Source organism: Vreelandella gomseomensis, assembly GCF_031451645.1.
Taxonomy (GTDB): Bacteria; Pseudomonadota; Gammaproteobacteria; order Pseudomonadales; family Halomonadaceae; genus Vreelandella; species Vreelandella gomseomensis.
The window spans coordinates 52483-74209 of record NZ_JARWAI010000009.1 but is presented as its reverse complement, the minus strand read 5'-3'; the positions used below and the strand labels follow the sequence as shown (position 1 = coordinate 74209).

Here is a 21727-nt window from a genome sequence, read left to right as displayed (position 1 = left end):
ATGGGGTGCCGATAAACGGCGCACTTGACTGCCGTCCGGCTCATGCATCCAGCGCGCGGCAATCGGCGCTCGACCAGCCGACCTGGATCTGCTGGCCGGGGCGCATCACCCCACACCCTTGGGCGTTGGGCGTCTTCAAGATGAAGTCATCGTTACCGCACACCGACACCCGCGTGCGCAGATGGTCGCCAAGGTAGATAACTTCCTGCACCGTGGCGGTAAACTGATTGTCGAACTGTGCGCCGTCGGCATCGTCCGCCAGGATGCTGACCCGCTCGGGGCGAAGCGACAGCGTCGTCCGCGAGCCCGCGCCGCTCACCGCCACCGCTTTGGCAACCACCGTGTCGCCGCTATCCAGGCGCACCTTGCAGTTATCACCAAGGCGCTCACTGATCTCGCCAACCAGCCGGTTGTTTTCGCCAATAAAATAGGCAACGAAAGCGTTCTCCGGCCGTTCGTAGAGCTCATCCGGCGAGGCCAGCTGCTGCACAATGCCGTCGTTGAAGACCGCTATGCGGTCGGACATGGTCAGTGCCTCGGTCTGGTCGTGGGTGACGTAGATCATGGTCACCCCGAGGCGGGCGTGAATGCGCTTGATCTCGTACTGCATCTCTTCGCGAAGATTCTTGTCCAGCGCGCCCAGCGGCTCGTCCATCAGCACCAGCTCAGGCTCGAAGACCAGCGCACGAGCCAAGGCCACGCGCTGCTGCTGGCCGCCAGAGAGCTGCGCCGGGCGGCGGTCGCCAAACTCTTCCAGGCGCACCATAGCCAGTGCCTTGGCGACTTTTTCGTTGATCTCCGCCTTGCTGAGATGGCGCACCTCGAGCGGGAAGGCAAGGTTCTCGGCCACCGTCATGTGCGGAAACAGCGCATAGTTCTGAAAGACCATGCCGATGCCGCGCTTGTGCGGGGGCAAGCCATTGATCGGCTCGTCTTTGAGGAGAATCTCACCGTGGGTGGGGGTTTCGAAGCCCGCCATCATCATCAGGCAGGTGGTCTTTCCGGAGCCCGAAGGCCCCAGCAGGGTGACGAATTCACCCTTGCGGATATCAAGATTGAAGTCCTTGACGACCAGTTCGACACCGTCATAGCTCTTCTGGACATTGACGAAGCGGGCAAAAATCGACGGCGCTTCCGTCGTTGCCGCCGCCTCCCCAGCGTCTGCAAGGGTTTCGTTCATGCACATTCCCCGTTAAACGTTCCGTTGCGCCAGGGTCAGTGCACGACGCCACACACCTGACCCCACGCACCCTCTGGAACCCTGTTGATTTATATTTTTTTGCTAATGCTGGGTAACGACCATAAAGCTGGATTACATCGCATTACAATTTTCCAGGGGACAATTAGCGTTGAATATCAACCTGTCACAGGCGCAGCAACGTCAACTAAGGAAGCGGGGTAATGATGCCTGGAAATGAAAACGCCCATGGAGGCTTCCTCCATGGGCGGGGGGTGGGAGCGGTAACCGATCAGGCCACGTTCGAACGGCTCAAGCGGCAGGCGGCGTACTTGAACTCGGGAATTTTCCCGAACGGATCCAGCGCCGGGTTGGTGAGTAGATTCGCCGCTGCTTCACCGTAACAGAAAGGCACGAACACCATACCCTCGGGCATGCCCGGGTCGGTTCTCGCCTTGAGGGTGATGGATCCTCGCCGGGTGGCGATGGTCAAATCATCGCCCGGGGCAATACCCAGGCGGATAAACTCAGCGGGCGCCAGGCTGGCCACGGCTTCCGGCTCCAGGTCGTCGAGCACCTTGGCACGCCGGGTCATGGAACCGGTATGCCAGTGCTCCAACTGACGCCCGGTGGTCAATACTGTCGGGTAGTCGTTGTCCACCGGCTCATCCGGGGGCAGTGGGCGTGTGGGTGCGAACGTCGCCCGACCGCTGGCGGTGGGGAAGGCATCGCTGAAGACCACGTCGTGCCCCGGCGCGTCCTCCGCTGGGCAGGGATAGGTCACCGACTGCTCACGCTCCAAACGCTCCCAGGAAATATGGTCGAGAGAGGTCATGCCTTGTTTCATCTCGGCGAAGACGTCCCGTGGATGCTGGTAATTCCAGTCCAGACCAAAGCGTTTGGCGATTTCCTGGATAATCCACCAATCCGGCTTGGCCTGGCCCGGTAGCGGCAACGCCGCACGCCCCATCTGCACCTGTCGATTGGTGTTGGTAACGGTGCCGTCCTTCTCGGGCCAGGCGGAGGCCGGCAGGATGACATCGGCAAACTGGGCGGTCTCGGTGACGAAGAGGTCCTGCACCACCAGGTGCTCCAGCTTGGCCAGGGCGGCCCGCGCGTGGTCGAGGTCCGGGTCGGACATCGCCGGGTTTTCGCCCTGGATATACATGCCGCGAATGGTGCCTGCGGCGATGGCGTCCATGATTTCCACCACGGTGAGCCCCGGCTCCGGGTCGAGCTTGGTATTCCACAGCTCCTCGAAGGCGGCGCGTACCTGGGCATCGCTGACCGGCTGATAGTCGGGCATCACCATGGGGATCAGCCCGGCATCAGACGCCCCCTGAACGTTGTTCTGCCCACGTAATGGGTGCAGGCCGGTGCCGGGGCGCCCGGTCTGACCACAGGCCAGAGCCAGCGAAATCAGACAGCGGGCGTTGTCGGTACCATGGGTATGTTGGGAAATGCCCATGCCCCAGAAGATCATCGCCCGCTCGGCGTTGGCGTAGAGCCTGGCCACCTCGCGGATGGTCTCGGGTTCGACACCGCACAGCCCGCTCATCGCTTCCGGGGTCATGTCCACGGTGTGCGTTTTAAGCGCCTCGAAGCCTTCGGTATGCTCGGCGATATAGGCCGCGTCATACAGCCCTTCGCTGATCACCACATTGAGCATGGCGTTGAACAGGGCCACGTCGGCGCCCGGCGAGAAGCGCACGCTCAGGTGGGCATAGGCATCCAGTGACTGACCGCGAGGGTCAAGGATCACGATCTTGGTGCCGCGCTTGGCAGCCTGCTTGAAGAAAGTGGCCGCCACCGGGTGGTTCACCGCCGGGTTGCAGCCGGTAAGGATCACCACGTCGGCCTGCTCGGCCTGCATGAAGGAGGCGGTGACCGAGCCTGAACCGATGCACTCCATCAATGCCGCCACCGAGCTTGCGTGACACAAACGAGTACAGTGATCGACGTGGTTGGAGCCAAAGCCGGTGCGCACCAGCTTCTGGAACAGCCACGCCTCTTCGTTGGAGCACTTGGCGCTGCCGAAACCGGCCAGAGCGCCAGGGCCATGGGCCGCTTTAAGGTCCACAAGCCCGCCGGCGGCGATTTCCAGCGCTTCGTCCCAGCTCGCCTCGCGGAAATGCGTTAGCGGCTTGGCCGGATCAAAGTCCGGGTCGATGCCCTTGGCCACGCCCTCACGACGAATCAGCGGGGTAATCAGCCGCGACGGATGGCGTGGATAGTCATAGCCGAAGCGCCCTTTGACACATAGCCGGTTCTGGTTGGAGGGGCCTTCGCGACCTTCCACATACAGGATCTCGTCGTCCTTGATATGGTAGGTGAGCTGGCAGCCCACCCCGCAGTAGGGGCACACCGAATCGACCTTGTGGTCGGCGGCGGTAGAATCACCGCGGCCCGCCTCATCGACCACGGTGGCGGGCATCAGCGCACCGGTGGGGCAGGCCTGAACGCACTCGCCGCAGGCCACGCAGGTGCTATCCCCCATGGGGTCGTCGAAGTCGAAAACGATCTTGGACGCCGCGCCGCGGTTCGCCAAGCCGATCACGTCGTTGACCTGAACCTCCCGGCAGGCGCGCACGCACAGGTTGCACTCGATGCAGGCGTCAAGGTTGACGCGCATGGCGGAGTGACTGCTGTCCTGCACCAGGCTGCCCGCCCGGGACGCCACATGGTGCACGGTGGGCGCCTCGCGCTCGTCTCGCCTGGGCAGCTTGCGGCGCACCTCGGTGGCATCGATGGCCAGCTGGTTCGCCATGTCCCAGAAATGGCTGGCCCGGTCGGGGCTTTCTTCCCGCTCGGGCTGGTCGACCACCAGCATTTCCATGACCATCTTGCGGGCGGTATGCGCACGCTCGGAGTGGGCGCTATTGACCACCATGCCGGGCGCTGCTTCGCGCAGACAGCTGGCGGCCAACGCCCGCTCGCCCTCGATTTCCACCATGCAGGCGCGGCAGTTACCGTCGGCGCGGTAGCCGCTGGCGTCCTTGAAACACAGGTGGGGAATGGTTTCGCCGGCGCGCTTGGCGACCTGCCAGAGGCTTTCGCCGGGATAGGCGCTGACGTCAACACCGTCCAGCGTCAGCGTGAAGCTTGTACCTAGCGTCTGTTCGCTCATGCTCATGTTCATCTCCCCTACCCCTTGACGATGACGTTCTGGGCGGCAAGCTCGCCGCGAAAATCCTTGAGCAGCCCCAGCACCGGATTGGGCGCCGCCTGGCCAAGCCCGCAGATGGAGGCGTCCACCATCACCTGTGAGAGCTGCGTCATCAGCCCGGCGTCCCACTCGTTGCGTTCGAGCAGGGTGAGCATCTTTTCCGTGCCCACCCGGCAGGGCGTGCACTGACCACAGGATTCGTCGGCAAAGAACGCCAGCAGATTGGTCGCGACCCCGCGCAGATCGTCCTGGTCGGAAAGCACGATCACCGCGGCGGAGCCAATAAAGCAGCCGTGCTCCTGGAGGGTGTCAAAGTCGAGGGGGATATCGGCCTTGGCTGCGGGCAGAATGCCGCCCGATGCGCCGCCGGGTAGATAGGCGACCAGTCGATGGCCGTCGGCCATGCCGCCGCAGTACTCGTCAATCAGCTCGTTTAAGGTGATCCCCGCCGGTGCCAGATACACGCCGGGGTGCTTGACCCGACCCGAGACCGAGAAGCTGCGCACCCCCACCCGGCCATGGCGACCCTGGCTTGCAAAGGCCTCCGCGCCGCGCTGCCAGATCATCGGGATCCAGTAGACGGTCTCGACGTTATTGACCAGCGTCGGCTGATCGAAGAGCCCCCGCTGGGCGACGAACGGCGGGCGATGGCGGGGCTTGCCCGGCTTGCCTTCCAGGGACTCGATCATCGCCGACTCTTCACCGCAGATGTAAGCCCCCGCACCGCGCCGCAGCACGATATAGCCAGGCGCCACCAGGCCCGCCGCCTCGAGCTCGCCAATGGCCTCGCGCAGCACGCCATGCAAGGCCGGATACTCATCGCGCAGGTAGATATACAGTGCCTCGGCGTCGACCGCCCAAGCGCTGACCAGCGCCCCTTCCAGAAACTGGTGGGGCGAGCGCTCCAGGTAATAGCGGTCCTTGAAGGTGCCAGGCTCGCCCTCGTCGGCGTTGATGGCGCAGTAGCGGGGACCGGCCTCCTGGCGCACGAAGTACCACTTCTTGAAGGTCGGGAACCCCGCACCGCCCAGACCGCGCAGATTGGCCTGCTGCATTGCGTCCATCAGCGCCTCCACCGTGACCTCGCCCTCGCGACAGGCTTGCAGCAGGGCGAAACCGTCTTCGCGGCGATAGTCGTCCAGTCGCTGCCAGACGACGGGATCCGGGTGAAAGTGTGCTTCCTCGATCACCGACGCGACGCGTGCCTGGGTGGCGAACGGCACATGATAGTGCCCCACCTCGGCCACCGGTGCCGTGTCGCAGCGGCCCATGCAGGGCGCCCGCAGCACCCGCACCTGCTCGACATCCACGTCGGCTTCAAGCTGTGCCTTGAGCGCCTCGGCACCGGCCAGCTGGCAGGACAGGGAATCGCAGACGCGAATGGTCACCGCAGGCGGCACCTGCTGGTCGTCATGGATGACGTCGAAGTGGGCGTAGAAGGTAGCGGTCTCGTAGACGGCGGCCATGGGCAGGTTCATGTAGGTCGCCAGGGCGCGCAGATCCGCCAGCAGCAGATGGCCCCGAACATCCTGAATGACGTGAAGGTGTTCGATCAGCAGGTCGCGGCGGCGCAGCGTGGCGTCCTGGCGCTCGTCGCCCAGCAGGTCGCGCAAGCCCTCAAGGCGGATGGGATCGAGGTCACGGCCGCGAGGCTTGCCGCGGAAGGGGCGCTTGGGGGTCACGGTCTGGACGGTCATGGGTCACTCATTATTAGCTATACGGCTTTTTTTAACGGAGGAACGAAGACGGCACCCCGCGGGGCGCCGTCTAGGGTCTCACTAACCTGTCCTCAGGCGGAAACAGGCGATACTAATCGGTTGCTCAGTTATCAGGCCACGCTGCCATGGGGATCGATGACGAATTTCTTGGCCGCACCGCCGTCGAAGTCGGCATAGCCCTGAGGCGCCTGATCCAGGTTGATCATCTGGACATTGACCGCATCGGCGATGTTGACCTTGCCAAACAGAATAGCCTGCATCAGCGGGCGATGGTACTTCATTACCGGACACTGACCGGTATGGAAACTGTGGGATTTGGCCCAGCCGAGACCAAAGCGCATGCTCAGGGCACCCTGCTTGGCCGCCTCGTCTTCCGAACCGGGGTCTTCGGTCACGTAGAGGCCGGGAATACCGATCTGGCCGCCCGCGCGGGTCAGCGACATCGCCGAGTTGAGCACCGTGGCAGGCGCTTCCTTGCCGTGGTTGCAGCCGCAAGCGTGAGCTTCAAAGCCGACGCAGTCGACAAAGGCATCGACCTCGCGCTCGCCGAGAATCACCTCGATCTTGTCGGCCATGTCGCCGTCCTGGGTCAGGTCGATCGTCTCGCAGCCGAAGCTCCGGGCCTGGGCCAGGCGCTCTTCGATCATGTCGCCGACGATCACACAGGCCGCGCCCAGCAGCTGGGCGGACACCGCCGCCGCCAACCCGACGGGCCCGGCACCGGCGATATAGACGGTGCTGCCCGGACCGACACCGGCGGTCACGCAGCCGTGGAAGCCGGTGGGGAAGATATCGGAAAGCAGGGTCAGGTCCTTGATCTTCTCCATGGCCTGATCGGCGTCCGGGAATTTCAGCAGGTTAAAGTCGGCGTAGGGCACCATGACGTATTCGGTCTGACCGCCGACCCAGCCGCCCATGTCCACGTAGCCGTAGGCGGCGCCCGGGCGGGACGGGTTGACGTTGAGGCAGATCCCGGTCTGGCCGGACTTGCAGTTGCGGCAGCGGCCGCAGGCAATATTGAACGGCACCGAGACCAGGTCGCCCGGCTTGATGAACTCGACGTCGCGCCCGGTCTCGACCACCATACCGGTGATCTCGTGGCCGAGTACCAGGCCAGGTTGGGCAGTGGTACGGCCGCGCACCATATGCTGGTCGCTGCCGCAGATATTGGTGGTGACGACCTTGAGGATGACGCCGTGCTCGCATTTGCGATTGCCTAGAGCAAGCTCAGGATAGGCGATGGACTCGACGGCGACTTCACCCGGCCCTTTGTAGACCACTCCGCGATTGGCTGCATTCATGGCTGGCTCCTGTGGTTTGTTATTCTGCTCGAATGGTGGATTGCGCTTTTCCACCCTAGCCCGTCCGTGGCGCTGGACTTACTCCAAAAAGGCACTCACATATCTATTCGAGACATCCCTGTCAGGACGAATAGCTAGGGGTCGCTTTCACGACACTGTTGTTCTGAAACAGGCTCAACAATTTGCAGGGTCGGCGACGCTGACACCTCGCCGATGTCTAACAAGAGCCACCAAGGAAACCCAATGAACAACAATGACGACCCGGTCCTGTCGCCAGGACAGGACAACACTCAGATAATGGGGCTGGATTTTCATAATCCCGTTTTCCCGCTGTCGGCGCTGGCCATTCTGGCCTTCATTCTTTACGCGCTCATCTACCCGGATGCTGCCAACAGTCATCTGGGCTTTGCCAAGAACTGGTCGATCGAGCACTTCGACTGGCTGTTCATGATCGCGGGCAACATCTTTGTCGTGTTCTGCCTCGTGTTGATCTGCCTGCCGCTGGGGCGGATTCGCCTGGGCGGCAAGGATGCCAAGCCGGAATACTCGCTCGCCTCCTGGTTCGCCATGCTGTTTGCGGCGGGCATGGGCATCGGCCTGATGTTCTGGAGCGTGGCCGAGCCCGTGGCCTACTACACCGACTGGTACGGCACGCCCCTGAATACGCCGGCGGGAACGCCGGAAGGCGCCAGCGCCGCCATGGGCGCGACCATGTTCCACTGGGGCCTGCACCCCTGGGCGATCTACGGCGTGGTCGCCCTGTCCCTGGCCTTCTTTGCCTATAACAAGGGCATGCCGCTGACGCTGCGCTCCGCTTTCTACCCGATCCTGGGCGAGCGGACCCGTGGCTGGGCGGGGCATATCATCGATATCTTTGCCGTGCTGGCCACTATCTTTGGCCTGGCCACCTCGCTTGGCTTTGGCGCCACCCAGGCTGCGGGCGGGCTTGCCTATCTGTTCGGCATTCCCAACACCATCGGCACCCAATTGGCGATTATCGTGGCCGTGACGGTGATCGCGCTGTTCTCGGTATGGCGGGGCATCGACGGCGGCGTCAAGCTGTTCTCGAACATCAACATGGTCATCGCCGCACTGCTATTGCTGTTTGTGGTGATCGCGGGCCCGACGCTGATGATCGTGACCGGGTTCGGCACCACGGCGCTGGACTACGTGGGCCACTTGCTGCCGCTGTCCAACTGGATTGGCCGCGAGGACGATACCTGGTACCACGGCTGGACGATCTTCTACTGGGCGTGGTGGATTTCCTGGTCTCCGTTCGTCGGCATGTTCATTGCCCGCGTTTCCCGGGGCCGCACGGTGCGTGAGTTCCTGATCGCGGTACTGCTGGTGCCCACAGTGGTGACGCTGGTGTGGATGAGCGCCTTTGGCGGCACGGCACTCTTCCAGGCCTCCAACGGCGTGGGCGAGCTGGCCAACGGCATTGGCGACGTCTCGCTGGCCATGTTCCACATGCTCGAGCAGCTTCCACTGACCGGCATCACCTCGACGCTGGCGATTATTCTGGTGCTGGTGTTCTTCATCACCTCGTCGGACTCCGGCTCACTGGTCATCGACAACATCACCGCCGGCGGCAAGACCGATGCGCCCAAGGGCCAGCGGGTATTCTGGGCCGCACTTGAAGGCGTGATCGCCGGCGTGCTGCTGTACGGCGGCGGCAACACGGCACTCAGCGCGCTGCAAGCCGGCGCCGTCGCCACCGGTCTGCCCTTCACACTGGTGCTGCTGGTGATGTGCTTCAGCCTTTACATGGGGCTTCACAAGGAGTGGCGCGAGCTCAACGCCGTGCCCACCCCTGCCCGCTGATCAGCGCAGCGGCTGTTATCGGGGCGCCATTATCATGGCGCCCTTTTTTCGTGTCGTAATTGCTGCATTGGGTGCCGCTGGCAACAATGAGCGCGCCGATAAAGCGCTGCACCATGACGTCACAATGTTAACAACCCCATGGTTATGCTCATGATTTATACCATCGCAATACTGTTGAGTCTGGTCGGCTATTTTGTCATCGGCCATCTGGCCGGGCGACGCGTCAAAGGGCTGGATGACTATCTGGTCGCCGGTCGTAATGCGCCTACCTTCTTTATTCTGGGCACGCTGGTGGCCAGTTACCTGAGCACCAGCGCCTTTCTCGGCGAAACGGGCTTTGCCTACCAGGGCTACCCCTTTGTCATGCTGATTTTTGCGGCGGTGAGCACCTCGGGCTGCCTGCTGGGCGCCTTGGTATTTGGCCGCTATCTGCGCCGCAGCGGCGCCAAGACCGTGCCGGAGTTTTTTGGCAAACGTTTTGCCTCACGCCGTGTTCAGGTCATTGCCGGGCTCACCACGGTGTTCGGCCTGGGTGCCTATCTACTGGGCGTGATGCAGGGCGCGGGCATCATGTTCGCCGAGCTGACCGGCATGCCCTATTGGGTGGGCCTGGTGCTGGTGTGGGCCACCTACACTGGCTTTATTCTGTATTCGGGCTCGCCCGGCGTGATGCTCACCGATACCATCATGTTCGTGATTTTCTCGCTGGCGGCGGTGGGCGGGTCGCTCTACGTGATCCAGGACCTGGGTGGCTGGAGCGGCGTTGTCGAGGGTCTACTGACCCAGACCGACAAGCCCGGTATTGCCCTGTGGCACGGGGTGATCGACGGGCCCGATGCCAGCTTCTCCTCCCCCGGCGAAGCGCTTGTCTGGGGTCTGACCCTGGGCCTCGTCTGGGCGGCGGTGCTGGCGGCCAGCCCCTGGCAGTCGAGCCGCTACCTGATGGCGCGTAACGAGCACGTGGTGATGCGCTCGGCCATGCTCACGGCAGTGGCCCTGGGTGTCTTCTATGCGCTGATGATGATGACCGGTGCGGCGATCAATCTCTACGACCCGACCCTCGACCCCGAACGTTCCATGGTCTGGGTGGCGCTCAATATCCTGCCCGCCTGGCTTGGGGTGGTCATTCTCACCGGGGTGTTCGCGGCCGGGCTGTCATCCTGCTCGACGTTCCTGTCGATCATCGGCTTTAGCCTGTCCAACGACATTCTCCCCGCCTCGCTGGACGAAAAGTCGGCCCTGCGCAAGAGCCGCATCGCCGTGCTTGCAGCGGGACTGATCGCGCTGGTGCTGGCGCTCTTCCAGCCACCGGCGGTGATGGCGGTGGTCTGGTTTGCCGCCACGCTGTTTGCCTCCTCCTGGGGGCCGGTGGCCCTGATGAGCATCTGGAGCCGGCGGATTACCGCTGCGGGCGCCAGCTGGGGCCTGGCGGTGGGGTTTGTCGGCAACCTGATCCTGTCGCTGATGGTACAGGCCGAGTGGGTCAGCCTGCCGGTATACCTGCACCCGGTGCTGCTGAGCACGCTGATGGCGCTGGCAGCTATCGTGCTGGCATCCGCCCTGACCCGCGTCAGCCCGTCCGAGGCCGACTATCGAGCCTTCCTGCATGAGTTCGATGCCAAGGCGCTAAGCGGCTGGGTGTCCGGCACCCGCTGGATTGCGCTGTGCACCATGCTGTCCGGGGTCGCCATCGGGGTATTTTTATGGCAACAATACGCGGTCACCCTGGCAGGCTACGCCGAGCGCTTCGGGCTCTCATCCGGCGCGGTGCAGGGCGGCTACCTGCTGGCGGTCGGCTGCGGCGGTATGCTGCTGCTTGCCGGTGCCGTCGGCTACCGGGTGGTGCGCCCCCGCCCCCAGAACGCCGCTGCGGCGCCTGCGGCCAAGGTCGACACCCCCTAGTCACAGGGAAGTCTGGCGAGCCAATGACCCTTGGCCCGCCATGAATGCCCCAACCGCCCACCTGATCGGTGGGCGGTTATCTTTTTATTCACGGCAGGGAATCCGACAATGCAGGCAAGTCATTATCAACGCGGCCTCGTCATGGTGGTGCTGGGCGTGGTGTGCCTCAGCTTCGACGGCTTGCTGATACGCCTGGCGCGCACCGACGGCTGGACCATCGTGTTCTGGCGCGGGTTATTGATGTTCTGCGTGCTGGGGCTATTGTGCTGGGCAGGCAAGCGGCTGGCGACACTCTGCAGCAATCCGTTTTCCTCACTGGCCTCGGCCCTGCTGCTGGGGCTGATATCCAGCCTGTTCGTGCTGGCGGTCATGAACGCCAACGTCGCCAATGTGGTGGTGATCCTGAGTACCGCGCCGCTGTTTGCCGCGCTGTTTTCACGGATCTTCCTGGGCGAAAACGTCGCGCGGCGAACCCTGGTGGCCATTGCCGTCTGCATGCTGGGCATGGGCCTGGTGTTCATGGGCGACGGGGCCATGGGGATGCTGGCCGGCAACCTGTATGCCTTGGCGGCGGCGGCGGCCATCGGCGGCAACCTGACGCTGCTGCGCCGCTATCCAGCGATTGACCCCATGACGGTGATTGCCGGTGGCGGGCTGCTCTCGGCGGCGATTGCCCTGCCCATGGCCTCGCCGCTGACCCTGGACGCTGAGCGCTATGGCGTACTGGCAGTGATGGGACTGATACAGATGCCCTTGGCAACGGTGCTGATCAACAGCGCCACCCGCTACCTTCCGTCGACTGAGGTGGCGCTATTCTATCTGGTCGAAACCGCACTGGGCACGCTCTGGGTCTGGTGGTTGCTGGGCGAGACACCTACGACCTCCACGCTGATTGGCGGTGGCGTGGTGATTCTGGTGCTGGTCTTGCACGCCTGGCGCGGCTTGCACCTGGAGCGACAGCGCCTGCAGCTTTACCCGGAGGTTCCGGTTCATAAGTAAAAAGCCCGCCGGAAAAGGCGGGCTTGAATAGCGGTCACCTGCTTGATAATCCAACAGCGTCAGCGCAGCACATCTTCTTCCTTGAGCAGCTTGTAGATCGCCTCGGCGCCTTCCTCGGGGGACACGTCGGTGAGCACCTGTCCGCCCTTGCCCTCCGACTTGGAGGCCGCCGCCTTGAAGCGATCCCTGGCTGAAGCGGATTTGACGATCTTCAGACGCTTGGGCCGTTTACGCGCGGGGGCCAGATGCCATTGAGCCAGCTCGCTGTCGGCTTCAGGGTGGGTGGCTGCCATCGAGAAGGTGGCCCGACGCGCCGGGCCGAAGGCGCTCTGGCGTGCCGCCGGCGCCGCTTCGTCCACGCTGATGATGGCGGGCAGGCGCACCTTGAGACGGCGACGCTGCCCTCGGGGCAACGCCTGAAGCAGCGTCACCACGCCGTTTTCCACCGACTCGACCGCCGCCAGACCGTTCACCAGCGGCCAGCCCAGCCGCTCGGCCAGGGCATAGGGCAAAAGCCCCGACCCCTCGCCGCGCTCGGCCCGGGCGCCAGTGATCACCAACTGGGGTGCGGCGGTCGCCAGGTGCGTTGCCAGCGCGGGAATGGCATCGCTGCCTTCGGGCTGTTCGAGCAGGGTCATGGACTCCAGCCCCATGCCCAGGTAGCCGCGCAGGGCGGCTTCACTGCCATCGTCCTGGGGACCCGCGTGCAGCATGCTGATCCGGGTGCCCGGCAGTTCGGCCTCCATGGCCAGCGCAAGCTCCAGGCCCCGGGCGTCCTGTTCGGCGCGCCGGGGGCGGCCGGTGGTGGGGTGGCGGCCGATGGAGACCAGCACTGCCACGTCGATTCCCTGCTGTTCAGGCTGCATCGCGCTGCCCTCCCCGCTGCTGTTCTACCATGGCCACCAGGGCGGCCAGGATCTGGGTACTGTCGCCAATCACCGCCAGGTCGGCGCGCTTGATGATGTCGCACCCCGGATCGAGGTTGATCGCCACCACCTTGTCGCAGCGCTGAATGCCCTGCAGGTGCTGGATAGCGCCCGAGATACCCACTGCCACATAGACCCGGGCGGTGACCCAAGTGCCGGTCGCGCCTACCTGCCGGTCGCGGGCCATATAGCCATCGTCCACCGCGACGCGCGAGGCGCCTTCGGTAGCGCCGAGGACTTTCGCGGCGTGATGGAAGGCGTCCCATTCCTTGACGCCGTTGCCGCCGGAGAGAATGAACTCGGCCTCGTCCAGCGCCACACCGGCAGGGTCCACCGCCACCTGCCCCAAGTCTTCGATGCGTGACAGGTTGGTGGGAATTGAGGCCGAAAGTGTCAGGTGTTCGGCCGCGTGCCGGGTCTCGTCCACCGGCTCGGCGCACTCGGCCAGCGCCAGCGCCACTCGCGGTAGAGGACGCTGAATATCCAGGCTTCCGGCGCCGCCCCGGGCCGTACATTGCCAGCCGAGCGGTGCGTCATGGTCGGCCTCGACCTGCCACACCCCGGTGGCGGCCCGTTCGCCCAGACGCAGGGACAGCCGCCGCCCCAGATCGGCACCGCCCAGCGGAGAGTCCGGCAACAGCCAGAAGCGCGGCGCCATCTCCCGCTCGACGGCGCTTAACACCGCCAGGCGTGCCTCTGGCGCAAAGCCCGAGTAGCGCTCGTCCTCAAGATGCACGACGCGATCGATGCCGGCTTCGCCCAGGGCGTCTTCCTTATGCTCGCCGAACAGGATCGCCACCACGGCGCCAGGCTGGTCGGCGTCGGCATCCGCCACGCGCCGGGCCAGCCCCAGCAGATCCTTGTCCTGACTGGAGAGACGCCCACCGGTCATGTCGGGCACCACGGCCACCAGGAAAGCGGGGGCATCAATGGTCACCGTGCGCCGGCTATCCCGCGCCGCCGCGGCAGCGCCGGGGGACTGCCCGCCCTGCTGAAGGCCGCTTCGGTCAATCCGCCTGACGCCATGGGGGCCGATAAAGCCGATGGCACGCGGGTTCTTGCGCACCACGCCGTTAGGGCCGAGCCATTCGCTGACTGCGCCGCCGCTCATTTCGGCGAGCACGGTGGCGTTGTCAGGATGCAGACGGTTCCGGGCGATCCACTCACGCCGTGGATCGCGGCGAATAATCTCACTCATACGATCACCTCTTCAGCCGTCGTCGTTGCCGCAGGCCGGTGGGACGTGCCGGACGTATCGGCGGCGGGACGCTCAACCAGCGCATCCGCCACCAGCTCGGCGATATCGCGCACCTCGGCGTTGGCATCCACCACGCCTTCCAGCATGGCAGTACACTGCGGGCAGCCCACCGCGACCAGCTCGGCGCCGGTCTCCTGAACATCGTTCATGCGCATGTCGGGTATCCGCTGCTTGCCGGGAATATCGGTGATCGGTGCCCCGCCACCGCCGCCGCAGCAGCGCGAGCGGAAGCCGGAGCGCTCCATCTCCTTGACCTCGATACCCAGCGCCTTGAGCACGTTGCGAGGCGCCTCGAACTCGCCGTTATAACGCCCCAGGTAGCACGGGTCGTGATAGGTGACGCTGCCGCCCCTCCAGGGAGCAAAGCTCAATCGGCCGGCTTCAAACAGCTCGGCGATAAAGGTGCTGTGGTGACGCACCTGGTAATGGCCGCCCAGCTCGCCGTACTCGTTGCCCAGCACATGGAAACTGTGGGGGTCGCAGGTCACGATCTGCAAGAACTGATACTGGGACAGGGTGGCAATATTGCGTTTCGCCAGGGATTGGAAGGTCGCCTCATCGCCCAGGCGCCGGGCCACATCGCCGCTGTCGCGTTCTTCATTGCCCAACACGGCGAAGTCTACCTCGGCGGCTTTCAACACCTTGATCAGCGCCCGCAGGGTTCGCTGGTTGCGCATATCAAAAGCGCCATCACCCAGCCATAGCAGCACGTCGACCTGCTTGAGATCAGCCATAAGCGGCAGCTCGAGATCCGCCGCCCAGTTGAGCCGCGAGCCGGGGTCGAAACCGCCGGGATTGTCGGTGGCGATCAGGTTGTCGAGCACCTCGGCGCCTTTATTAGGCGTCTTGCCCCGCTCCAGAGTCAGGTGGCGGCGCATGTCGACGATCGCATCCACGTGTTCGATCATCATCGGGCACTCTTCCACGCAGGCGCGGCAGGTGGTGCACGACCAGAGCGTATCGGCGTCGACCAGCGCCTTGCCTTCCAGCGCCACGATAGGCCCGTGGGGCGAGCCAGCGTGCTCGCCCACCGGCTTACCAGGATAGGGAGAACCGGCATAGGCGGCATCGCTGCCCCCGGCCATGCCCACGACCATGTCCTGGATCAGCTTCTTGGGGTTGAGCGGCTGACCGGCGGCAAACGCCGGGCACACCGCTTCGCAGCGCCCGCACTGCACGCAGGCGTCGAACCCCAGCAGCTGGTTCCAGGTGAAGTCGGCGGGCTTTTCCACGCCCAGGGGCGCCGCTTCATTCTCCAGGTTGAGCGCCTTGAGGCCCGTTGACCGGCCGCCACCAAAGCGCTCGGCGCGACGGTGGAAGGCCAGGTGCAGGGCGCCAGCGAAGGCATGCTTCATGGGGCCGCCCCAGGTCATGCCGAAAAACATTTCGCCCAGGCCCCAGGCCACGACGCCCGCCAGAATCAGTGCCAGCAGCCAGCTACCGCTCCCTTCGAGCAGACCTTCGGGCAGCAGTCCCACCGTGGGCAGCGTGATCAGGAAGACGCCCAGCGAGAACGCCATCAGGCTCTTGGGCAGGCGCATCCAGGGGCCCTTGGAAAGCCGGGCGGGGGGATTGATGCGCCGCCTCGCCACAAACAGACTGCCAATGAACATGGACGTACTCGCCAGCAGCAGCAGCCCACCCAGAACCGGGTTGGCAAGCCCCAGCCCGTGCACCAGAATCATCAGTACGGCGGCCGCCACGAAGCCACCGGCGGTAGCCACGTGGGTGTTGGAAATCATCTTGTCGCGCCCCACCACATGGTGCAGATCCACCAGATAGCGGCGCGGCACGGCCGCCAATCCCTTGAGAAGATTGACCGGCGAGGGGCGCCCCTGACGCCACAGACGTATACGGCGTACAGCGCCGATCGCCGCCAGGGTCAGGGCAGTGAAAATCAGTATCGGCAAGAGCGTATCGAGCATTGTGCTCACCTCATCTTTGGTGCCATTGGCTTTGGCGGCGGCGCTGCTCCGGGGGTAGACCTACGCGAGGGCGCTGTAAACCCATCCTTGGGCGCTACTTTTGCCATCTGACCGCCATGGATGGCGGAAATGCCGTAAACGTATGGAACTGTTTTACGGCCATGGCAAAAGACCCTCGCTACGGCCTACCCCCGGCGCGCTGGCTCTCGCTCAGGTCAAAAGTCCTTGCAGATCCGCAGGGCGTCGTAGATAGCCGCATGCGTATTTCGCGGTGCCGTGCAGTCGCCCAGACGGAACAGCAGGAAGCCATCGCCCTCCTCGCTCAGGCAAGGCTGCGGCTTGATGGCATAGAGCGCCTCCAGGTCCACCTGCCCTTTGTTGCGGGACTGCGCCTTCAGGGCGTAGTAGAGCGCTTCATCGGGACGCACGCCGTTCTCGACCACCACCTGATCCACCACGCGCTCTTCCAGGGCACCGGTGTACTCGTTTTCGAGCACCGCCACCAGGCCATCGCCCTCGCGGTAGACCTTGTGCAGCATCAGGTCGGAGGACATGATCACCTCTTTCTCGTAGAGGCTGCGATAGTAGGTGGGGAAGGTGGTGCCGCCCACCGCCGCGCCGGGCTTGATATCGTCGGTGACGATCTCGACCTTGGCGCCCTTGTCGGCCAGGTAGTCCGCCGCCGAGACGCCGGAGAACTCGCAGATGGCGTCGTAGATCAGCACGTTCTTGCCCGGCGCGACCTTGCCGCTGAGTATGTCCCAGGTACTGACGACCAGGCTTTCCTCGGGATTCTCGTCGTAGCCCCACTCCGGGAACTGGTTGAGGAACGGCTGGCCGCCGGTGGCGAGCACCACGATATCCGGGCGCAGGTCGAGTAGCGTTGCCTCATCGGCACGGGTGCCCAGACGCAGGTCGACGTTGAGACGCGCCAATTCCAGTTGGAACCAGCGGGTGATACCGGCGATCTGGTCGCGCTGCGGGGCCTGGGCGGCAATGGTAATCTGGCCGCCCAGCGCTTCGTCGGCCTCGAACAGGGTGACATCGTGACCGCGCTCGGCGGCAACACGCGCCGCTTCCATGCCGCCGGGGCCACCGCCTACCACGACGACCTTGCGCTTGACGCCTTCGGATTTCTCGATGATGTGCGGCAGACCCAGGTACTCCCGCGACGTCGCGGCGTTCTGGATGCACAGCACGTCCAGGCCCTGGTACTGGCGGTCGATGCAGTAGTTGGCGCCGACGCACTGCTTGATCTGGTCGACCTGACCCATCTTGATCTTGGCGATCAGGTGAGGGTCGGCGATGTGCGCACGGGTCATGCCCACCAGATCCACATAGCCGCCTTCGAGGATGCGCTGGGCCTGATTGGGATCCTTGATATTCTGGGCATGGATCACCGGCACGCTGACCACTTCCTTGATCCCCGCCGCCAGGTGCAAAAAGGGCTCCGGCGGATAGGACATGTTGGGAATGACGTTGGCGAGCGTGTTGTGAGTGTCACAGCCGGAGCCGACCACGCCGAAGAAATCCACCATGCCGGTAGCATCGTAGTAGGCGGCGATCTGCTTCATGTCGTCTTGAGAGAGGCCGTCCGGATGGAACTCGTCGCCGCAGATGCGCATGCCGACGCAGAAGTCGTCGCCCACTTCGGCGCGTACTGCCTTGAGGACTTCCATACCGAACTTCATGCGCCCTTCGAAGCTGCCGCCCCACTCGTCCTCGCGCTTGTTGACGCGCGGGCTCCAGAACTGGTCGATCAGGTGCTGGTGCACGGCGGACAGCTCGACGCCGTCAAGGCCGCCTTCCTTCGCCCGGCGCGCCGCCTGGGCAAAGTCACCGATGATCCGCCAGATATCCTCTTCTTCGATGGTCTTGCAGGTAGACCGGTGCACCGGCTCACGGATGCCGGAGGGCGATAGCAGCGTCGACCAGTCAAAACCGTCCCAGCGGGAGCGGCGGCCCATATGGGTGATCTGGATCATGATCTTGCCGCCGTGCTTGTGCACGGCTCTAGACAGATTCTGGAAGTGCGGAATGATGCGATCGGTGGACAGGTTCACCGAACTCCACCAGCCCTGAGGGCTGTCGATGGACACCACCGACGAGCCACCGCAGATACACAGGCCGCAGCCGCCCTTGGCCTTTTCCTCGTAGTACTTGACGTAGCGCTCGGTGGTCATGCCGCCGTCGGTGGCATGCACCTCAGCGTGAGCGGTACTGACCACGCGATTGCGGATGGTCAGCTTGCCGATGTCGATCGGCTCGAAGATTGCGTCGAATGCCATGATGTTCTCTCCTCGTAGCCGGGTTAGCGGTCGGCGTCGGTCAGCGGCTTGACGTCGAAAATACCCACCTCGCAGCCAGGCTCGGCCGCGCTCTGGGTCTGCTCGGCGACGGTACGCAGTGAACTGCCCCGCGCGGCGAGGATCTGATCCATGGCGCCGGCGAACCAGCCGGTGAACATGTACTCCACCTTACGTCCCACCTTGCCCATCTGGTACACAAAGGCGCTGTGTTCGAGGCGTACCTGAGCGGTGCCCGACTCGAGGTCGATCTGCTCGGTGACGAACAGTCCCCAGCCGCGCTGGGAGAGGCGCAGCATATAGTGCTCAAAGACCGCCTCCCCGCTGATGCCGTGAAGCTCGGCTTCTTTTTCACACCAGTGCCAGGCGCTCTTGTAGCCGGCGTGGTAGAGGATCTCGGCGTACTTCTCGGCGCCCAGCGCCTCCTCGACGGCCATGTGGTTGTTGATAAAAAAGTGTCGCGGCACATACAGCATCGGCAGGGCGTCGGTCGTCCAGACGCCGGTTTCGCTATCCACTTCAATGGGCAGTGCGGGGGCCAGTTTGGTCACGGTGATATTCCTCAAAATCTTTGTTATGTCAGGTTGTCGGCGGGGCTATCCCGGGAGCATGCCTACGAGGAGGCGCTGTGAATCCATCCTTGGACACTACCGACGCCATCCCTGGCGTCGAACCTCCTCTACGGCATGCTCCCGGCGCCCCTCACTTCGGAGACATGCTTAGTCAGGCGCCCCACACGTCCTTAAGCACGCGCACCCAGTTCTCGCCCATGATCTTACGCACCTGGGATTCGCTCATTCCGCGCTTCAGGAGCGCCTCGGTGAGATTGGGAAACTCCCCAACGGTGCGAATGCCTTCGGGGTTGATGATCTTGCCAAAGTCGGTCAGGCGGCGGGCGTAGCCCTTGTCATGGGTCAGCCACTCGAAGAAGGCCTGGTCGTGCCCCTGGGTGAAGTCCGTGCCGATACCAATGGCATCCTCCCCCACGATGTTCATGATGTATTCGATCGCCTCGCAGTAATCGTCGATGGTGGAATCGACGCCCTTCTTGAGGAACGGGGTAAACATGGTGACGCCGACAAAGCCGCCGTGGTCGGCAATAAACTTCAGCTCTTCATCGGACTTGTTGCGCGGATGCTCCTTGAGGCCGGAGGGCAGGCAGTGGGAGTAGCAGACCGGTTTCTGGGACTCGAGGATGACTTCCTCGGAGGTCTTGGCGCCCACGTGCGAGAGATCACACATGATGCCGACACGGTTCATCTCGGCGACGATTTCGCGACCGAAGCCCGACAGGCCGCCGTCGCGCTCGTAGCAGCCGGTTCCCACCAGGTTCTGGGTGTTGTAGCACATCTGTACGATGCCCACGCCCAACTGCTTGAAGATCTCGACATAGCCGATCTGATCCTCAAAGGCATGGGCATTCTGGAAGCCGTAGATGATGCCGGTCTTGCCTTCTTCCTTGGCGCGGGTGATATCGGCGGTCGTGCGGACGGGGCGCACCAGGTCGCTACACTCCGCCATCAGCTGGTTGGAGGCGACAATATTATCGACCGTGGCCTGGAAGCCTTCCCACACCGAGACCGTGCAGTTGGCGGCCGTCAGGCCGCCGCGCCGCATGTCCTCAAGCAGCTCACGGTTCCATTTGGCGATGATCAGACCATCAATGACGATAGCGTCATCGTGCAGTTCGGTGGGGGTCATGGCTAAGCTCCAGCAACGTTGATTAATGCTGCGAGCATAGCGCTGACGTTGCGTTTAGCTGCTATTGGAAACGACGGCGGAAATTCCAAAAGCGTCATTGTGTTGTCATTGCGACAGCAAGTTGCCGGCGGGTGACCGCCGAGGTAGTGCAGATATGCCACCCATAAAAAAACGTGCTGCCCGTTACCGGTCAGCACGCTTCAAATGTAATGGACGAACGCGATCACTTCAGCAGCAGCACGCTGGCAAAGGTGGGCTCACCCTGAGCGTTGGCCAGTGCCTGCTGCGCGCCGGAAGACGGCTCGTTGGCGCTCGACTGATCGCCCCAGCGCTGTACGAAGGGGGGCGAACTATTCTGCTGCCCCTGGCGTTCACCGCCCCCCAGCCGCTCATTGCGTGGCGGCACGCCAAAATATTCGCGGTAGCACTTCGAGAAATGCGGCGTGGAGACAAAGCCACAAACGGAGGCAATCTCGATAATCGACAGTGGGGTCTGCTTGAGCAGCTGTCGTGCGCGGGTCAACCGCAGCTTGAGGTAATAGCGCGACGGTGAGCACAGCAGATAGCGCTGGAACAGCCGCTCCAGCTGGCGCCGGGACACATTAACGTAGTTGGCCAGCTCGTCGAGCTCGATGGGCTCTTCCAGGTTGGATTCCATCAAGGCGACGATTTCCAGCAGCTTGGGCTGGGTCGTGCCGAGCACGTGTTTCAGCGGGACACGCTGCTGATCCTGCTCGTTACGCACGCGCTCATAGATGAACATCTCCGAGATACCCGCCGACAGCTCGCGCCCATGGTCGTGGCCAATCAGGTTGAGCATCATGTCCAGCGGGGCGGTGCCCCCCGACGCCGTGAACCGATCCCGGTCAATGGAGAACAGGTAGGTCGTCAGGATGACATTCGGAAACGCCTCCTGCATGGACGCCAGGCACTCCCAATGGATACTGGTTTCGTAGTAATCGAGCAGTCCCGCCTTGGCCAACGCCCAGCTTCCTGTACACACGGACCCCAAGCGCCTCAGCTGACGCGACTGCGACTGCAGCCAGCGCACGTGCTCACGGGTAACGCTATGTTGAGGGCCGACCCCACCACAAACGACGACCCACTCCAGCGACAGCGGCGTGTGCATGGAGGCATCAGGCGTCACCTGCAATCCATCGCTGGCCCGAACCGGCAGGCCATCCTGGGTCAGGGTATACCAGCGATACAGTTCGCGGCCGGCCAATTGATTGGCCATCCGTAAAGGTTCTATCGCCGATGCCAGGGAAATCAGTGTGAAATTATCTAGCAGTAGAAAGCCAAGGGTCTGCGGTTCACCAGAGCGGTCGAGCTTTGCTGCTGGTGCGTTTGATTGATCTGCAGTCATCGGTTTTACCTTCCGTCACCCGTACTTGATGCGTTTTTCTTATTCGTATAGGTGTCGCTGGCGTCTATAGTAGTTCCCCCCGCCGAGATAAACATCTCGCGGAGGGGTCATGGCGCTTTCGTCGTATATTGGCACAAATTGGGCGGATAGCGACAAAG

The 21727-nt window shown here is 63.5% G+C and carries 14 protein-coding genes; 3 read left to right on the top strand and 11 right to left on the bottom strand.

Annotation, left to right across the window (positions count from 1 at the left end; all coding sequences use genetic code 11):
• Positions 1-40: 40 nt before the first annotated feature.
• The 4 genes from QC815_RS12705 to fdhA form a co-directional block, all read right to left on the bottom strand.
• Complete coding sequence (locus QC815_RS12705; RefSeq protein ID WP_230445735.1) at positions 41-1180, bottom strand: ABC transporter ATP-binding protein; 1140 nt, start codon at positions 1178-1180, stop codon at positions 41-43.
• 289 nt (positions 1181-1469) lie between these two features.
• Positions 1470-4304: a formate dehydrogenase subunit alpha gene (gene fdhF, locus QC815_RS12700; protein ID WP_422828722.1), complete on the bottom strand. Its 2835-nt coding sequence runs from the start codon at positions 4302-4304 to the stop codon at positions 1470-1472.
• 17 nt (positions 4305-4321) lie between these two features.
• Entirely contained in the window at positions 4322-6040 is a 1719-nt protein-coding gene (locus tag QC815_RS12695) for an NADH-ubiquinone oxidoreductase-F iron-sulfur binding region domain-containing protein (RefSeq protein WP_310540096.1), read from the bottom strand.
• Positions 6041-6171: 131 nt separating this feature from the next.
• Entirely contained in the window at positions 6172-7362 is a 1191-nt protein-coding gene (fdhA, locus tag QC815_RS12690; RefSeq protein WP_230445732.1) for a formaldehyde dehydrogenase, glutathione-independent, read from the bottom strand.
• 243 nt (positions 7363-7605) lie between these two features.
• On the opposite strand from fdhA, the gene QC815_RS12685 reads away from it, so the two are divergent.
• The 3 genes from QC815_RS12685 to QC815_RS12675 all read left to right on the top strand — a co-directional run bounded on the left by QC815_RS12685 (position 7606) and on the right by QC815_RS12675 (position 12087).
• A complete protein-coding gene (locus QC815_RS12685) occupies positions 7606-9186 on the top strand; it encodes a BCCT family transporter (RefSeq protein WP_230445731.1) in 1581 nt (526 codons plus the stop codon).
• Positions 9187-9336: 150 nt separating this feature from the next.
• Positions 9337-11088 (top strand): sodium:solute symporter family protein, encoded by a 1752-nt coding sequence (locus QC815_RS12680; protein ID WP_310540092.1) that lies wholly within the window; start codon positions 9337-9339, stop codon positions 11086-11088.
• Positions 11089-11196: 108 nt separating this feature from the next.
• On the top strand, positions 11197-12087 hold the full coding sequence (locus QC815_RS12675) for a DMT family transporter (protein ID WP_310540090.1): 891 nt from the start codon (positions 11197-11199) through the stop codon (positions 12085-12087).
• Between the two features lie 59 nt (positions 12088-12146).
• On the opposite strand, the gene etfB is transcribed toward QC815_RS12675, so the two are convergent.
• The 7 genes from etfB to gbdR all read right to left on the bottom strand — a co-directional run bounded on the left by etfB (position 12147) and on the right by gbdR (position 21569).
• Positions 12147-12953 carry an electron transfer flavoprotein subunit beta gene (gene etfB / locus QC815_RS12670; RefSeq protein WP_230445728.1) on the bottom strand — a complete coding sequence of 269 codons (807 nt, stop codon included), beginning with the start codon at positions 12951-12953 and terminating at the stop codon, positions 12147-12149.
• On the bottom strand, positions 12943-14211 hold the full coding sequence (gene etfA / locus QC815_RS12665; protein ID WP_310540088.1) for an electron transfer flavoprotein subunit alpha: 1269 nt from the start codon (positions 14209-14211) through the stop codon (positions 12943-12945). The genes etfB and etfA overlap by 11 nt, the downstream gene beginning before the upstream one ends.
• Entirely contained in the window at positions 14208-16196 is a 1989-nt protein-coding gene (locus QC815_RS12660; RefSeq protein ID WP_310540086.1) for a (Fe-S)-binding protein, read from the bottom strand. The genes etfA and QC815_RS12660 overlap by 4 nt, the downstream gene beginning before the upstream one ends.
• A 215-nt stretch (positions 16197-16411) precedes the next feature.
• Positions 16412-18484 (bottom strand): dimethylglycine demethylation protein DgcA, encoded by a 2073-nt coding sequence (dgcA, locus tag QC815_RS12655; RefSeq protein WP_310540084.1) that lies wholly within the window; start codon positions 18482-18484, stop codon positions 16412-16414.
• A 23-nt stretch (positions 18485-18507) separates the two neighbouring features.
• Entirely contained in the window at positions 18508-19053 is a 546-nt protein-coding gene (locus QC815_RS12650; RefSeq protein WP_230445724.1) for a 4-vinyl reductase, read from the bottom strand.
• Between the two features lie 172 nt (positions 19054-19225).
• Entirely contained in the window at positions 19226-20203 is a 978-nt protein-coding gene (locus QC815_RS12645) for a dipeptidase (RefSeq protein WP_230445723.1), read from the bottom strand.
• Between the two features lie 223 nt (positions 20204-20426).
• Entirely contained in the window at positions 20427-21569 is a 1143-nt protein-coding gene (gbdR, locus tag QC815_RS12640; protein WP_230445722.1) for a choline metabolism transcriptional regulator GbdR, read from the bottom strand.
• Positions 21570-21727: the final 158 nt, after the last annotated feature.

Coding starts and splice junctions, on each gene's coding strand:
- dgcA (WP_310540084.1), bottom strand. CDS start 18,484: ATGGCATTCGACGCAATCTTCGAGCCGATCGACATCGGCAAGCTGACC.
- gbdR (WP_230445722.1), bottom strand. CDS start 21,569: ATGACTGCAGATCAATCAAACGCACCAGCAGCAAAGCTCGACCGCTCT.
- QC815_RS12695 (WP_310540096.1), bottom strand. CDS start 6,040: ATGACCGTCCAGACCGTGACCCCCAAGCGCCCCTTCCGCGGCAAGCCT.
- QC815_RS12660 (WP_310540086.1), bottom strand. CDS start 16,196: ATGCTCGATACGCTCTTGCCGATACTGATTTTCACTGCCCTGACCCTG.
- etfA (WP_310540088.1), bottom strand. CDS start 14,211: ATGAGTGAGATTATTCGCCGCGATCCACGGCGTGAGTGGATCGCCCGG.
- etfB (WP_230445728.1), bottom strand. CDS start 12,953: ATGCAGCCTGAACAGCAGGGAATCGACGTGGCAGTGCTGGTCTCCATC.
- fdhF (WP_422828722.1), bottom strand. CDS start 4,304: ATGAGCGAACAGACGCTAGGTACAAGCTTCACGCTGACGCTGGACGGT.
- QC815_RS12680 (WP_310540092.1), top strand. CDS start 9,337: ATGATTTATACCATCGCAATACTGTTGAGTCTGGTCGGCTATTTTGTC.
- QC815_RS12645 (WP_230445723.1), bottom strand. CDS start 20,203: ATGACCCCCACCGAACTGCACGATGACGCTATCGTCATTGATGGTCTG.
- QC815_RS12705 (WP_230445735.1), bottom strand. CDS start 1,180: ATGAACGAAACCCTTGCAGACGCTGGGGAGGCGGCGGCAACGACGGAA.
- QC815_RS12685 (WP_230445731.1), top strand. CDS start 7,606: ATGAACAACAATGACGACCCGGTCCTGTCGCCAGGACAGGACAACACT.
- QC815_RS12675 (WP_310540090.1), top strand. CDS start 11,197: ATGCAGGCAAGTCATTATCAACGCGGCCTCGTCATGGTGGTGCTGGGC.
- fdhA (WP_230445732.1), bottom strand. CDS start 7,362: ATGAATGCAGCCAATCGCGGAGTGGTCTACAAAGGGCCGGGTGAAGTC.